This window comes from Paenibacillus sp. 2TAF8 (genome assembly GCF_052114825.1).
Classification (GTDB): Bacteria; Bacillota; Bacilli; order Paenibacillales; family Paenibacillaceae; genus Paenibacillus.
Genome location: NZ_JBFRFN010000029.1, coordinates 35212 through 50849 on the forward strand (window position 1 = coordinate 35212; position 15638 = coordinate 50849).

The 15638-nt window shown below is 46.9% G+C and carries 14 protein-coding genes; 6 read left to right on the plus strand and 8 right to left on the minus strand.

Annotated features, from left to right (window positions below; translation table 11 throughout):
* Nucleotides 1–28: 28 nt before the first annotated feature.
* Nucleotides 29–5002 (plus strand): DUF4132 domain-containing protein, encoded by a 4974-nt coding sequence (locus AB4Z30_RS26700; RefSeq protein ID WP_441930461.1) that lies wholly within the window; start codon nucleotides 29–31, stop codon nucleotides 5000–5002.
* 255 nt (nucleotides 5003–5257) lie between these two features.
* Nucleotides 5258–5710, plus strand: a complete 453-nt coding sequence (locus tag AB4Z30_RS26705; RefSeq protein WP_441930462.1) for an acetyltransferase — start codon at nucleotides 5258–5260, stop codon at nucleotides 5708–5710.
* A 233-nt stretch (nucleotides 5711–5943) separates the two neighbouring features.
* Here AB4Z30_RS26705 and AB4Z30_RS26710 read toward each other — a convergent pair whose 3' ends face one another.
* The 6 genes from AB4Z30_RS26710 to AB4Z30_RS26735 form a co-directional block, all read right to left on the minus strand.
* Complete coding sequence (locus AB4Z30_RS26710; protein WP_441930463.1) at nucleotides 5944–6735, minus strand: formate/nitrite transporter family protein; 792 nt, start codon at nucleotides 6733–6735, stop codon at nucleotides 5944–5946.
* Nucleotides 6736–7019: 284 nt separating this feature from the next.
* The gene (locus tag AB4Z30_RS26715) at nucleotides 7020–7433 is read right to left on the minus strand and encodes a hypothetical protein (protein ID WP_441930464.1); all 414 of its coding nucleotides are present in this window, start codon (nucleotides 7431–7433) and stop codon (nucleotides 7020–7022) included.
* The gene (locus AB4Z30_RS26720; RefSeq protein WP_441930465.1) at nucleotides 7430–7948 is read right to left on the minus strand and encodes a hypothetical protein; all 519 of its coding nucleotides are present in this window, start codon (nucleotides 7946–7948) and stop codon (nucleotides 7430–7432) included. Before AB4Z30_RS26720 ends, AB4Z30_RS26715 begins: the two co-directional genes overlap by 4 nt.
* 26 nt (nucleotides 7949–7974) lie before the next feature.
* Complete coding sequence (locus AB4Z30_RS26725; RefSeq protein WP_441930466.1) at nucleotides 7975–8193, minus strand: bacteriocin immunity protein; 219 nt, start codon at nucleotides 8191–8193, stop codon at nucleotides 7975–7977.
* A 56-nt stretch (nucleotides 8194–8249) separates the two neighbouring features.
* Complete coding sequence (locus AB4Z30_RS26730) at nucleotides 8250–8552, minus strand: hypothetical protein (RefSeq protein WP_441930467.1); 303 nt, start codon at nucleotides 8550–8552, stop codon at nucleotides 8250–8252.
* An 85-nt stretch (nucleotides 8553–8637) separates the two neighbouring features.
* A complete protein-coding gene (locus AB4Z30_RS26735; RefSeq protein ID WP_441930590.1) occupies nucleotides 8638–9630 on the minus strand; it encodes a zinc-binding dehydrogenase in 993 nt (330 codons plus the stop codon).
* A 264-nt stretch (nucleotides 9631–9894) separates the two neighbouring features.
* On the opposite strand from AB4Z30_RS26735, the gene AB4Z30_RS26740 reads away from it, so the two are divergent.
* The 4 genes from AB4Z30_RS26740 to AB4Z30_RS26755 are packed head-to-tail and all read left to right on the plus strand — an operon-like array spanning nucleotide 9895 to nucleotide 13278.
* Nucleotides 9895–10752, plus strand: a complete 858-nt coding sequence (locus AB4Z30_RS26740; protein WP_441930468.1) for a LysR family transcriptional regulator — start codon at nucleotides 9895–9897, stop codon at nucleotides 10750–10752.
* Between the two features lie 18 nt (nucleotides 10753–10770).
* Complete coding sequence (locus AB4Z30_RS26745; protein WP_441930469.1) at nucleotides 10771–11904, plus strand: threonine aldolase family protein; 1134 nt, start codon at nucleotides 10771–10773, stop codon at nucleotides 11902–11904.
* Nucleotides 11901–12374: an SMI1/KNR4 family protein gene (locus AB4Z30_RS26750; RefSeq protein ID WP_441930470.1), complete on the plus strand. Its 474-nt coding sequence runs from the start codon at nucleotides 11901–11903 to the stop codon at nucleotides 12372–12374. Before AB4Z30_RS26745 ends, AB4Z30_RS26750 begins: the two co-directional genes overlap by 4 nt.
* Nucleotides 12375–12402: 28 nt before the next feature.
* Nucleotides 12403–13278, plus strand: coding sequence for a LysR family transcriptional regulator (locus AB4Z30_RS26755; protein ID WP_441930471.1), 876 nt, complete (start codon nucleotides 12403–12405; stop codon nucleotides 13276–13278).
* Between the two features lie 6 nt (nucleotides 13279–13284).
* Here AB4Z30_RS26755 and AB4Z30_RS26760 read toward each other — a convergent pair whose 3' ends face one another.
* Together AB4Z30_RS26760 and AB4Z30_RS26765 are read right to left on the minus strand one after the other, a co-directional pair.
* Nucleotides 13285–14274, minus strand: a complete 990-nt coding sequence (locus tag AB4Z30_RS26760; RefSeq protein ID WP_441930473.1) for an aldo/keto reductase family protein — start codon at nucleotides 14272–14274, stop codon at nucleotides 13285–13287.
* Nucleotides 14275–14380: 106 nt separating this feature from the next.
* Nucleotides 14381–15412 (minus strand): PocR ligand-binding domain-containing protein, encoded by a 1032-nt coding sequence (locus AB4Z30_RS26765; RefSeq protein ID WP_441930475.1) that lies wholly within the window; start codon nucleotides 15410–15412, stop codon nucleotides 14381–14383.
* Nucleotides 15413–15638 lie beyond the last annotated feature (226 nt).

Here is a 15638-nt window from a genome sequence, read left to right on the forward strand (position 1 = left end):
GAAGCAGGATGATGAGGAGGAGAACAGGATGAATCAGGAAGATCAGGTACAAGCTTATATTGAGGGATTACAGGAGAGAGCAGGTGCGCTTACAGGCACTAAGCTGGAAATAGCGAAATACATGGTAACGTTGGCAGAGTCAACTTACTTGCGTGGGGATGAAGGGGACTATTTTAATATAGAAAGACAGCTTATCAGCCTTGCGTTGGAGACGCAGCAGCCATTATTCCAGCCGATCCTTGAGGTGCTTGAGCACCTGACCTCTGAAGGGTTTGTTGCCAGATTCCGTTATATCGCTGAAGGTGCGACGCTGTATCCATATAGTACAAGCTATGAACGCAGACCTTTCCGGACATCCGATCCAAGACAACATGTCGTTCATGTGCTGCGCAAACTGCTCGGATTATTCCGGATGGAGGCTAGAGGATTCAGTTTGATGGAGTATCTGACCGTTCGTGAGCCAAACATGCTTAACCAGCATGAATTCCGCTCGGTACTGCCGGACTGTATTGCCTATGAACTGGATCATTCGAACGTTGAAGTCAAGCAGGCACTGCACGATATTATCTATGGGGATAATCAGGCTGCGTTACTGACAAACGAGATGATTAAAGGCATTTTTATGAGTGAACAGGCGGATGCCTATCAGATGATTGGTGAGCTACTGATTGCAGCAAGATTGCAGGAAGGGCTTCGTCAGAGCATTGTAGAACGAATGGACGAGGGTACGCTTGAAGCGTATATTTACATATTGAAAATTATCCTGGACAACAATCTGATTCGGTTCAGTTCGGTTGTAAGAGCCTTGGGGGTATGGACAGGGATCGGGATTGAAGCGGCTAACCAGCGTGTGGCGACACAATTAATTGAACAGGCCTATGAGGCCCTGGTGAATGAGGATGTTCGTGAGGCGTGGCAACACGAGAAGAATGCCAATAAACTCTACATCAGCCTGTGGGCAACAGCAGTCATTGAAGAAAATGATTTGCAGCATAAGATTGTAGAGATTATGGATCAAGGTGAGTTGTATCAGCAGATCGTAGCCCAGTACGTTCTGGCCAACAGTCAGTATCTGGGGCTTCGTCTTGCTATGGCGCGCAATCATCTGGATGTGCAACATCCGGAACTAATGCACTGGGTTGTGCAAAATTATACGGCGGCGTATTCGCATAATTGGAGCTTTGAAGAGGGAGAGCACCAACGTAGTGTCTATGTGCCTCGCTGGGATGTGCTTGAAGATAAACAGGCACGCCGTCATGACTTTGATCAATTTAAACGGATGTTGGATTACATTCCCAAGGGCGGTTCAGGCGGGCCTTCAGGTGTGCTGGATTTTGTGCATTATCGGATCGACGGTGATGACGTCATCAAAAAAATGTTGTATTTGGCCGCATATGATATGGATGCCGAATGGATTAGTGAAGTAATCGCGTTCAAAGATCGATTAAGCCCGGAGCTGCGCGGGGAGCTATTGTCCCAGTTTGTGCAAGAGCCTGATCACGAGGTACAGCGTCAGTTTGTATTTGAAAGTTTATCCGACAAAAGCATGAGCAACCGTGAAAGTGCTCTGCAAAAAGTAAAGAAGTTGACGTTAACCGCAGATGAGCTGCAACAGATGGAGGTACTGCTGAAACTCAAAACGGGATCGCTCCGGCAAAAGGTAATTCAAGTCTTGTTGTTGCAATCTGTTGAGAAATTGAAGGATTCGGTTCAGCGTTTGCTGAAGTCGAGGAGTGAGCTACAGCGTCTGGGTGCGCTTGAGCTGTTAACGGAGATCAAAACGGATGCAGAACGAGCAGGACAGCTGGAACAGCTCAAGCCATTCGCAGAAGAACTGGAGAAGCCTACGGCCAAGGAACAGAAGCTGCTGGACAAACTGCTGGATGAAGGAAGCCTTTACACTTCCGTTAATGGATATGGTTTATTTGATCCGAATCAACGGCAACCGCTGTTGGATGAGGAACGTGACCTTGCCGGGAACAAGCCAAAGGATATATTCCAGTTAACTCTGGATAAAATCAGTGCTTTTCTGCAAGGATTGAATGAACTGGTTCATGAGCACAGGGATCATGAATATGTTGTGGAGTATTATGCAGGTTACAAAGATACGCTGCTTGTGGGAACAAGCCTTCGTTCCAAAGTTCCTTATGGAGAGCGGTCAAACATGAAACAGCTGGATCAATTTCCACTGGATGAAGTATGGAAGCAATATTTCGAGCAGAGCGGACTTAGCGACGTTGAACTGATGCAGCTGTATGTTGAACTGCAATTAGGCAAGCTGAACGGCAAACTGGACGAACATTACTCTTTTTATCGAGAGCAGTACGAATATGATGAATTAAGAAAGATTCCGTTACTGGAGGGATGGCGCAAAACATTTGCCGAACAGACCTATCCGTTGAAGGACATGGTGAAGCTRCATGAGATGATGCAGGCTCTTCCTTATAAGGATCAGGTTCATGCCTTGATCTCGGCTGCTTTCTTGGATTGTGATTCGGCTGAAATCTTTGAGGTTGCAGAGAAAGCATGGGCTTCGATTATTTTAAGTATGCCAGCAGAGCAGCTGGAGAAGGAAACGGGTATGCTTCAGATTCTGACAGATCCGTGGAAATATGTTGTCCGGAATGCGGTGTATGACAATGAGAGCTTCAAGCGATACTTCCAGACCGCATATCAATTCTCTCATCTTGTAGAGCCTTATCTCCCGCTGTCTCTCCTGTCACTGGATGATTTCTTGCGAGCCTATCAGTTAGACCTGATCGATGATCAAGAGATTTACCGTCAACTGATGGTTGGACAGTATCGTTATCTGTTTATCCGCGATATGACCTCGGCTCGTACAGAGCGAATGAAAGATGACGCAAAGCTGATTCATCTGCGTGACACGGTCGTGGATCGTATTCTGGAGATTGAGCTGACCCGGGGAGAATTGTCCACCGAAGTTAGTACGCTATCCATGAAGCTGGAACGCATTGAGGGCATGGAACATTGGGTACATCTGGTCTCTGCCATGGATCAGGATACTTTTGTACGAGGTTATATCTATAGCTATGGTGAAGGCAATACGACCCGTAAAGAAACGTTTAGCTATCTAATTAAGCATTGTCATCCTCGGGCCAGGGAGGATGAACAGCTGCTGGCAGAGTTGCTCCAGAAGTATCCAGTCAAGGAGAAAAAGCTTCTGGAGGCCGCCATGTATGCGCCGCAATGGATGGAACTTGTGGCGAAGCATCTGGGCTGGGATGGTCTTCGGAGTGCGGCTTGGTACTTCCATGCGCATATCAATGAACAGTTTAGTGCAGAGAAGGAAACCATCGTGGCGCATTACTCCCCAATTACACCGCAGGACTTTAATGATGGAGCCTTCGATATCGCTTGGTTCGAGGAGGCTTATGCTGCGGTTGGAGAAGAACGATTCAACCTGTTGTACGATTGTGCCAAGTACATCTCCGGTGGAGCCAATCATCGCAGATCACAATTGTTTGCTGATGCGGCACTTGGCAAACTCAGCCTGAAGGATATGTATGATTCTGTTGCAGACAAGCGCAACAAGGATCACTTACTGACCTACAGTCTGATTCCACTGTCAGAGGAACGGGATCAGGACGTAAGAGAACGCTACGACTTCATCCAGAAGTTCCAGCTTCAGAGCAAGCAGTTTGGAGCGCAGCGACGTGCTAGTGAAGGACTGGCATCCCAGATTGCACTGGGTAATCTTGCAAGGAACGCAGGGTATGCCGATGTAACACGTCTGATGTGGGACATGGAGGCGCGCAAGCTGGATGAAGTAAAGTCCTACTTCGAACCACATGCTCTGGATGAAGATACGACGGCTCATCTTGTGATTGATGAGGAGGGGCAGTCCAATCTGGTTATTGTCAGCAAAGGCAAAGTGCTGAAATCTGTACCAGCTCGTCTCAAAAAGGACGGATATATTGCAGAGTTGAAAGAGTTGAAATCCGATCTTGTGGATCAGTATCGACGGGCTAGACAGGAATTGGAGCGCTCCATGATCGCAGGCACGTCCTTCACACGTCAGGAGATTGCTAGTCTGATGAACAATCCGGTTATCCGTCCGTTGTTGAACACATTGATTTTCAAATCGGGTGAACAGTTGGGAAGATTCGATGCCGCATCCGGTGGACTTATTGCTCCGGGAGATGAAGAAGTTATTTACGCCTTGAAGGAAGAGGATCAGCTGTTGATTGCACACCCGCTGCATCTGTATCAGAGCAGCAAGTGGAGCGAATTCCAGCGGGATCTGTTCAATCGTCAGGAGCGTCAGCCGTTCAAGCAAGTTTTCCGCGAACTGTATCTGCCTAATGAGGATGAGCTTGCTCAAGGTACGGTATCACGCCGTTACGCAGGCTATCAGATTCAACCGAATAAAACGGTAAGCTTGCTGAAAGGGCGTCAGTGGACAGTAAGTTATGAAGAGGGACTGCAAAAGGTTAGTTATGAACATAACTTAATAGCCAATCTGTATGCGATGGCTGACTGGTTCTCACCGGCAGATACCGAAGCACCTACGCTGGAGACGGTTCAATTCTATGATCGTCGTACCTATAAACCAGTGGAGTTGAAGGATGTACCGGAAGTGTTCTTCTCCGAAGTTATGCGTGATGTTGATCTGGTGGTTAGCATTGCCCACGTTGGCGGAGTTGACCCAGAGGCAAGTCTTACAACCATAGAGATGCGACATGTTATTGTGAATGAGTCACTGCGTTTGCTCAAAATCGATAATGTGCGGCTGGATGGGAATTACGCACGAATTGATGGTGAGCTAGGTGAATATGCCGTTCATTTGGGAAGCGGCAATGTCTTCAAGCAGGCCGCTGGTGCGCTGTATATTGTGCCCGTGCATAGCCAGCATCGTGGACGGATCTTCCTACCGTTTCTGGATGAAGATCCAAGAACCGCCGAGATCCTGTCCAAGATTGCACTGCTTGCTGAGGATAAGAAAATCAAAGATCCACAGATTCTTGCACAGTTGCAGCACTAACCACATATGTACAGATGAATGACAACAGATCGCCTCATTTTTGGAGGCGGTCTGTTGGTTATACCGTTCTTATATACAATAGTGACATGATCTGCGTGTTGGTTTGTTGTGATGCTGTTCGCAGGTGTCGAGGGGAATCGAATATGCTAAGATATACGCAGGAATTGGGTGTAAGCCTACCGGAAAATAAAGCTGTTCGGGTTATATGCCTACATTATTACATCATGTTTTATGACAAAGGAGAGTGAATTGAACATGTTAATGGTACCTTATCGGGAGCAGGATCATGCCAAGTTGGTTAAGATCTGGGAGCGTGCTGTTCGAGCAACACATACCTTTCTGGAGGAGCATCACATTTTATTTTATAAAAAAATGGTGAGTGAAGCTCTGGAACAGAAGCAAGTAGAGGTCTGGGAAGCGCTGGATAATGAGCAGGAACCGATCGCTTTTATCGGTCTGGACAATAGCTTTATTGAGATGTTATTTGTAGACGAATATTTTCAGGGACAAGGGGTAGGACGATTTCTGATTCATCAAACGATGAAAATCAAAGGTACAGAACTTAGAGTAGATGTGAACGAGCAGAATGAGGATGCAGCGAGGTTTTATGAAAAGCTGGGATTTGTGCAGACAGGCCGATCCGAACTGGACAGCTCGGGTAATCCGTTTCCGTTGCTGCATCTGGAGATGAAGCGATCAGGGGCCTAAATTAGGGTGAATCATCTGTTATATCAGTAGATAATCAAGCAATTTGTACAGGGAAATTGGATGATCGAACAACCTGGATCAGCCTTTATCTCTGGATGGATTGCGGGTAAAGTAAGACCCCTGGTGGTATCTCCAGACTAGGAGAGAGAAATACCATCGGGGGTTTTGGGTTTCCCTCTTGCCTTGGGCCGCTGTCGTTAGGCTGGGCAGAAAGGGGAGCTTTTTTTCGAAAATTAATGTGTCTCTTCATCGTCCAGGAATGGTTTGTTGACCGCATAATACATAAAGCCCATCAGCAGCACGCCGCCCACCAGATTGCCCAGCGTCACCGGTACGAGGTTGTGAATCACACCGCCAAAGGAGATCGTGCCCGGGTGGTTTAGCACCAGCGCAATCGCAAACGTACACATATTCGCAATGCTGTGCTCATATCCCGAGATAAAAAAGCAGAATACAAAGAGCATCATGGCAAACATTTTAGCACCATTTTCCTTCATAAACATCGGAACGAAGAACGCCAGGCACACGAGCCAGTTACAGAGAATGCCGCGGAAAAAGAGTTGCATCGCTGGCGCTTCCATCTTATGCTCGACCACACTAAGCAGAAAACCGTTCACTTGTGCCGAATCGAATAGTCCCGTCAGATAAATCAACAGGGCAAATACCGCCGCGCCCATCAAGTTTCCACTGTAGCTCGCAATCCATAGCTTAATCACTTCAAACCAGCGCAGTTTTTTGCGTAATGCCGCATAGGTGTAATAGAACGTATTTCCTGTAAATAGGTCACCGCCGCCATAGGCAATCAGAATAATTGCCGCACCGAACGTAATGGCTGCCATAGGGTATGTAAACGGGGAATCTTCCATGTAGAAGAAATTACCTGTCTTAAATGCCACAATTACGCCGAAGCCAATGAACATGCTGGCCAGCATGGAACGCGCCAGATATCGAATCAGGCTCTGTTTGTAAATCTTATGTTTCTTGAGAGCAAGCTGCTCGACACCACGTAAACCTTCCGTTTCCATAATTCGCCTCCTGTATGTAATGGATCAACTGGAACGTGTCTTGAAATCCGCTGAAGTGCATCTTTTACCGCCTTTTCGCCCCCTGCTGCGTCACTTTCCCTTGACGTGCCCCGGCACGCCTGCGATAAACTTCCTGGCTTGGAACAAAAAATCAGTAAAATCTGCTTCCTTCAGCGTTTTCAGACACGCCCTAACTTTTCTACATTATACCTGTAATTTGCTTCAATAGTTGATCGAAATGAAAGAATTTAAACTATTGCCAATAACGGGGGAAGAACTTTAAATTATTTTGGATCAGAGTCTTGTTTGTAGGGGGTTGCAGGAAAAGGGAACATGCAACTCCGCCAAATTTCATTCAGCTGTGCTTCTGTCCGTTCATGCGGAACATGCTCTTCGGCATAGGAACGCTCTAGCTTATCACGCATAAACGTTTCCGCATGAGGATTAGGGCGAGAGTGGAACTGTTTGGAAAATTTGCTGTGAATGTCTGCTTCTCTCAGCTTGCTAAGAGAACTATTTAATAAGGGACTGCCCGCGTACAACAAAGAGGCGGCCTCTTCACATTCGAATTTGAGAAAAAGCAGTGCCTTCTGGATGGCATGAAGCTCGCCTTGAGTAAGATGCACCACCTGAGTCGTTTCCTCTGTTAAATGTTCACCAGCTTGTTCTGGTGACTGCGGTTTGTCGTTTGAGCTCATTGAGTATCACGTCCCGAGAGAGATTGAAGTTCCCGTGCTGCCGAAGTACCGAACTCGGGATGCGTTTGGAGTGATTCCAGTGCGAGTACAGCATGTGGCAGATGTTTGTTTGCTTTTACAATAGCGAAAGCGGAACTCTGCACCAGTATGTAGGCATCCGATTGAATGACATCCAGAGCCAGCTGAATTTCGGCTTCAGTAACGGGGAGCAGGCTTAGCGCCTGTAAAGCATAAATTTGCACATCCTCGTCTTCCTCCGAATTACGTACAAGTTGTGCTGCTGCTCCAAAAATTTCATTAAGAAGGGGAGAAGTTTCCGCCATACCTAGGGCTCGCCATGCTTCAATACGTACCAAATCGTGCTCCTGTGTATTCATACCAAGAGCAAGGACTTGCGCAGTGAGTTCCGGATCATGTAATTCGATGATCTGACGGAGTGCTTCCTGTTTTTCCTCTGAAGTGGCTGAGGCGAAATCAAGAGTCCCAATTGCATAATCCTTTTCTTCATTAGACATGTATATTATTTACCTCCTGAATAAGTTCAAGGTTGGGGCGGGAGTTGAATTGGGCGGGCTTGAAGTGCTTCTTCTACGATCTGCTCCGCAGTTAACTCACGTTCATCCCAGAAAATCAGATTACTAACCTCTGCATAAGGAAGAGCCTTCTGCACTTCTGTCAGCATATCATCCAGCTCTTGCTCAGTTCCTTCCGCGTTCATGATTTTGCGAACTAATACGACGAGGTGTTCCTGATTGGACATTACTGTACCTCCTGAATATTGAAATGGATTAAATGCATAAGGTGGTGCAGGCCCGTTTAGTCTAAAATAGGCTCACTCCATGGATCATATTTCACGAAAATGGGTAGCATTTTTGGTGCTAATGTGAGATGTAGCGCATCTGACTTTTGAGTCTGATAAGAAATGATATAGTCCCCAAAGTGCGGCTCATATTCAAAGTGTTCAAATGTGATCGTTTGATCTGGATATTTGACAGCTGCGTATAAAGTTGTAGCTCCTCTAGCCAGCAATTCCTTCACCAGAGGGATCTGAGCAGCGAGCAAAAATACAATCAGCACAATGATAGCGCGTTTCATGTGACGTTTAAGAAAACGAGTCAAAAACAAATCCCCCTATCTGATAACCATGCCTAAGCATTAGTCTATCATTGATAAGGGGAAAGTTCATGGTAAAAAAGGTCGTTGTTTATTCCATCGTAATAGCGATATTGCCGAACTGCTCGCCTTTTTCCAACCGTTCAAATGCCTGTGTCGTATTTTGCAGTGGATAGATACTGTCTACGACAGGACGAATCTCATGTTTTTCTACCCACTCCAACATCTGCATAAACTCTTCACGACTACCCATGGAGGTGCCAATCAAGCTGATTTGCGGGAAAAAGATCGAACGAATCGGCACATGCAAGTCATCGCCGGAGCTTGCACCAAACATCACAATTCGCCCGCCAGGTCGGATGACACTTTCGTATTTGGGGAACATCGCTTGTCCAATGCTGTCCAGAATGATATCTACAGGCTCATCACTATTCATCGTACTCTTCCAATCGGCGTGACTGTCCAAAGCTTGATATGCCCCGAGACGTAATGCCTCAGCTCGTTTAACCTCACTTCTGGATGTTACGGTAACCTTCGCTCCTGCAGCTAAAGCCATAAGTAGGGCATACGTAGCGACGCCACCTCCAATGCCAGGAATCAGAAGATGTTCGCCTGCTTTCAGCCCACCACGAGTGAACAGGGCTCGATAAGCCGTTAGCGCGGACAGTGATAACACACCAGCTTCGATCCAGGAGAGATGAGTAGGCTTGGGCAGCACGTTGCTTGCAGGCAGTGCGATATATTGTGCCAGCGTTCCATCCGAAGGACCGCCAACAATGCCCGGAACCACTGGCACATCTGCGGTATGTTCCCAGCCGAGCGTAGGATGGATAATTACCTCGTCACCTACGGAAATATGCTGCACACCTTCCCCAACCTCTACCACAATGCCTGCGCCGTCCGATCCGGGAATGAGAGAAGTGTCTTGAGACGTTCGATCTGACATAATGAAGAGATCACGATGATTAAGCCCGGCGGCGCGAAGCTCTATAACAACGTGGTCTTGTACTGCACCAGGCACCGTACAGGTTGAATATTGAAGACCTTCAAGGCCGCTATGACCCGAATGTATGATGGCGTTCATCGTTTTGGTTACGTTCATGAATGTTACCTCCCTGTATAATATAGGTTAAGTTGTCATCGTAGTGTTCTTGTGAAATAGATAGAAGACTCATTACGGTGTCATTGTACAGGCGAGATGGAAACACGTAAAATAAACAAAAATGAAGGTCAGTATCAAGAATAATGATAGATAAGAATACGTGAAGAAATGAAGAGCGTTTAGCCTGATGTACGACATCTCAATAGGGCGGAATGCTCTGATATAAAGACAAGCAGGTGAGAAGAAATGGATGCAGGGGATTTGAAAATATTCCAGGCGGTTGCCCGCGAAGGCAGTATCAGCAAAGCCGCAACCGCACTTAATTATGTGCAGTCCAACGTAACTACACGAATCAAACAACTGGAAGCCCAGTTGCAGGTGCCTCTGTTTCATCGCTCCAATCGGGGGATGTTACTCACTCCGGCAGGGGAGAATCTGCTAGGATATGCAGATCGAATATTGGAATTATTATCTGAAGCAGAGCAGGCTGCACAGGATGGAAGCCCACCAGCTGGCAATCTTCGTATAGGCTCAATCGAGACCGCAGCCTCCCGTTTCCTGACGCCACTACTGGCGGAGTATTGCGCCAGTTATCCAAATGTACATTATTCCCTTGTGACAGGGGGGACACACGAACTGAACCAGAAGGTTATCGAGCATGAATTACATGGTGCTCTGGTGTATGGCCCGGTCGATCATGCCAAACTCAATTATATGAAAATGTACGATGATGAACTGGTGCTGATCGTTAAACCGGGTGAACATGACATGTCTGTGTTACTCAGCAGACCGATGTTATTTTTTGAGGTTGGATGCACGCATCGAACTCAGGCGGAGGAATTTTTGAAAACCCAAGGGGTGCGTTCATTAAATGTCATGGAATATGGAACATTGGGCACGATTATCGATGGTGTTACTGCGGGTTTAGGCGCGTCCTTGCTGCCCCGTTCTTCGGTGGCTCAAGCAGCAGCCAGGGGTGAGGTAGACATTATATCACTGCCTGATCCGTATTCTCGTCTGGAAGTAGGATTTGTATATGCTCACGGTGAACATGTATCTAACGCGCTTCGGGCGTTGGTGGAGATCATGACCGTACCGGAATAATGAAAGGAGTGATTGATTATGTATAAACGTACAGGCACTCAAAAAGATAATGATGTAGAACAAAATAACAAAGTAACACTTGCGGATGCATTCGGTCAGGCGAAGTACATTGTAAGCGGGCATGGTAGCCGCAAAGTGAAAGTGCTACAGGAGGCGCTGGAGCAGGTGGATGGAGAGACGTTCAGTGACCACTATGGGAATGGCTCAATCATTGATGAGTTTCAGCAGGAAATGGCCACGGTGCTGGGTAAGGAATCAGCGGTGTTTTTCCCAAGTGGTACCATGGCACAGCAGATTGCCCTTCGTATCTGGTGTGACCGGGCAGGCATCAAGCGAGTTGCGTATCATCCGCTGTCTCACCTGGAGATTCATGAAGAAGATGGACTAAAGGAGCTGCATCAGATCGAAAGCATTTTGCTGGGCGAAGCGGATCGTTTGATTACACTTGATGATGTGAGAGGAATTAAGGAAAAATACGCCTGTTTGTTACTTGAGTTACCACAGCGAGAGATAGGTGGGCAATTGCCGGCTTATGAGGAACTGGAGGCGATCTCGGCATACTGCCGTGAGCACGGGATCAAGTTACATCTGGACGGAGCGCGCCTGTTTGAGATCACGCCTTATTACGAGAAAACACCAGCGGAGATCTGCGGTTTGTTTGATAGTGTGTACATCTCTTTTTACAAAGGCATTGGCGGCATTGCAGGTGCGATTCTGGCTGGGAATACGGATATGATGCAGGAATCCAAGGTATGGAAACGGCGGCATGGCGGTGATCTCATAGGGCTGTACCCTTATATTCTCAGCTCCCGGTATTATTACAATGAACGTGTTGGCAAAATGGGACATTATTACGAGCAGGCCAAGGAACTGGCCCCACTGTTTAATGCATGCCACGGGATTTGCACGGTTCCCGAAATTCCCGTGTCCAATATGTTTCACGTTCACTTTGCGCTCGCGGCTTCCGAGGTTGAACCCTTGCTCGTGCAGATGGCGCAGAAGTTTGATATCGCCATTACATCGTATCTGAACAAAACCGGAGGTAACAGTTGCTCATTCGAAGTGTCGACAGGGGATCGATACGATACGGTGCCGCAGGACAAGCTGCGAGCCGCATTAACTTGGCTCAGCGGGGAGTTGCAAAACAGATGAAATCCGTAGAACTAGACCCAATTCGAGATTTGTTGGTGCAGGCATATGGTACAACGATGGGGAGTGGCAGTAAACCTGAAACCGTGCAGGACATCGAGAGTTTCGAGCAAAAATACCAAGTGAAGCTTCCAGCGGTATATCGCGCGCTGCTGCTTGAATTTGGAGCATGTAACTTCGGTGATCCTGCCTTATATTCTGCCAAAGAGCTGGACTGGGCGTATCCTGAGTTTCTGGATGCATATCGAGAGTGCGAGCAAGAATACGACCTGCCCGGCGGGCTTCAGCTTTTTCCCATCGGCGGATTTGGTGAGGGCAGCATAGCCGTTCTGGATGAGATTTCTGGCAAAGTGATGATGCTCATTCATGACAGCGGGGAGGATGTTCCGTTAGTAGAGATCGAGTCTGATTTTTGTGCACTCATGACGATGCATGCAGAGTCTGCAATCTGGGTGGAGGAGCAGATGAAGTAACGGGGAGAGGGGAGGGGTATCAGGTGTAATGGATATTCGAAAGTTACGCTACTTTATCGCCGTGGCGGAGGAACTTCATTTCCATCGTGCGGCCGAAAGATTAAATATGACTCAGCCGCCGCTGAGTCAACAGATCCAAAATCTAGAAGAAGAACTAGGTGTTAAGCTGTTGGAACGTACGAAAAAGATGGTTAGGCTAACACCTGCGGGAGCCGTATTTCTAGATCAGGCAAGACTAATTTTGGCTCAGCTTGAACGATCTATCCATCTCACACAGAAGGTTGACCAAGGCATCGTTGGTCATATAACGGTAGCTTTTGTGGATTCGGCTTCAGGCAGTATGATGGTCGATATGCTAAGGCGATTTCGAGCAGCGTACCCACAGATCGAAATTACACTGCGTGAGATGACATCTTCTGAACAGCTGCAGGCACTGCAAGATGGACAGATCCATATTGGATTTTTACGATATCAGGAGCATACGCCAAATGTGTCTTTCCGGATCTTCCAGGAAGAAACGTTAATGGTGGTGGTTCCAGACGATCATCCTTTGGCAGAGCAGATTCAAGTGTCGATTACTGACTTGGCGGAAGAGGATTTTATTTTGTTCCCTAGCCATCTGGGCTCACCGTTTCATCGTCTCGTTCGGGAGTACTGCAGGGAGCATGGGGTAGAACCGCGAATTACGCAGGAAGCGATCCAGATGTATACGATTGTGAACCTCGTTGCTGCAGGCATGGGAGTTTCCATTGTTCCTTCTTCGGTGGAGGTGTTTCAGCGCAGAGGTGTGGTATTTTTACCTTTAATAGAAAAACCGCCCTCCGTACCCTTATACATGGCATGGCGGACGGACATGAATCAGGGTGTGATCACCCGTTTTATACACATGGACAAGAGCGACTAAACTACATTAACCCGTCAGGACAGGATTTCTCTCAATCCATTTTCCTAATATTTCATCAATTCGAGTGAGGATATCCTGATCCAGTTTTACACCGGAAGCTTTTACATTTTCCAGTACTTGTTCTGGCCCGGATGCCCCAATAATCACTGAGCTGACATAAGGATGATGAAGAACCCAGGCAACAGCGAGTTGAGGAAGAGTCAGACCTAGTTCCTTCGCTAGAGGAAGAAGCTGTTGTACAGCAGACAGCGCATCATCGTGCAACCAACGACCGGCGAGCTTGTTGAAGAATGGTTTCCCTGCTTGGGCTGCTGCCCGTGATCCGGGTGGAACTGCTGAATACGGAAGGTATTTACCCGATAGTATGCCTTGAGCGAGTGGAGACCATGTAATCTGTCCCAGACCTGCCTGTACACTTGCGGGCACAACTTCTTGCTCAATTACACGCCATAACATCGAATACTGCGGCTGACTCGCGATGAAAGGTACACGCAACTCTTTAGCTAGTGCGGAGCCTTGCTCAATCTGAGCAGCTGTCCATTCACTAACCCCAATATAATGAACCTTGCCTTGACGAACAAGATCAGCAAACGCAAGGAATGTCTCTTCCAGTGGGGTGTGTGGATCATAGCGGTGAGCATAATAGACATCGATATATTCCGTCTGCAATCGTTGTAATGAAGCACTGCAGGCTTCCATAATATGTTTGCGGGAAAGTCCTCTGTTATTGTGACCTGGACCGGTTGGATGACAGACTTTGGTGCATAGTTCAATACTCTCTCTTGGTACTCCCTTGAGAGCCTGCCCCAACACGGTTTCCGCCTTGGTATCCGAATATACGTCTGCCGTATCAAATGTCGTAATACCTGCCTCCAATGCAGCTTGGACACAAGCTTGTGCAGTTGGATCATCAACTTGTGATCCATGTGTAATCCAGTTGCCTAGTGAAATCTCACTGACGGTTAAACCGCTGTTTCCCAATTTGCGATATTCCATTTGTCATGCCTCCTTACTCATCTGGACTTCATTGTAGCAAGTGCAGATGATCAGGTGAAATATCTATTAAGCACATGATTGATATGAAAAACATATCACAGGTTAATCAGCTCTCCTGAATATATTTACGATAGAGGGCGGGGGTAATCTCCTCGAACTTTTTAAAAATTTTAATAAAATACCCCGATTCATTAAATCCCAGCTCATCGCTGATCTGTGAGACGGGCATGTCGGTGACCTCCAGCAGCTGCTTGGCCCACTTGACTTTGAGCTTCGCGAGATAGGTGGTGAAGTTTTCACCCGTTTCCTTGGCAAATAATCTGCTGAAGTAGCTTGGACTCAGGTGGCACAGATCTGCTGCTTGTTTTAACGATACTTGTTCACTTTTATGGCTATGGATATATTCAAAAGCAGGTTGGAGTACCGGATTGAGACTCTCCGTATCACTTGGACTATTTTTGAGATAAGCATCAGCAATGGCATTGGTCATTTCCTTTTTGATCGACTCAATATTGCGGATTGAATAACCCGGCAGGATGGTGGACAAGTTAACGGACTCCTGATTGCCAGAAGCCTTCTCGAACATCTCAACCAGCAGATTTTTATTCAAGGCTTCCTCTACAATATAGTTGCAGAGCAGAGACAACATATTCGAAATCTTCACAATCTCCTCATAGGTCATGATAGGCAATTGATCATATTCTGCCTGTAACTCCTTCATTTTTGCATCATGCATAGGTACATTTTTGGATGTCACGATCTGCTCCAGATCGGTTCCCTTTTCGGGATCAGCGAGCTTGACTTGTCCAGCCATGACCGCGCCAATATATTTTCCATCAATTGTAATCGGAATCGCTATATCAATGATATTGAAATGACAGAGATAAACGTAAGGTTCATTAAGGCGAACAGCCTCCAGACCGCCGCGAGAATCACACTTTTGGCAGTAGGGAAGAAGCTCGGGATCTTTGCGAACGTTCTGGCAGAATGCCTGACAGCTGCTATGGCTGGTGACGGGTATACCTTTATAATCAACGGTAAGAATGGCAAGTTTGGTGACGGTGGCAAGGGAATCTTGAAGGCGCTTCCACTTGTCCAGATCCAGTATTTTATTGATGTGCAGATATTCTTTAATCATGTGAAAAACCTCCGTGGCAGACCGAACTTATCGATCGGAGAGTCGTTAAAAAGTTGAAAGTTGTACATATTAAGACGTGAACAGGACGGGTAATGGAAAGTGGGAGGTCAAAATTTAACCATCTCATGACAATAACATACCACGATTATGCGAAAAAGCAAAAAATTACGATTGCAAATTATAATAATTTGTTATCAAAGTCCACTGTAAACCTCTTGTTTCTGCG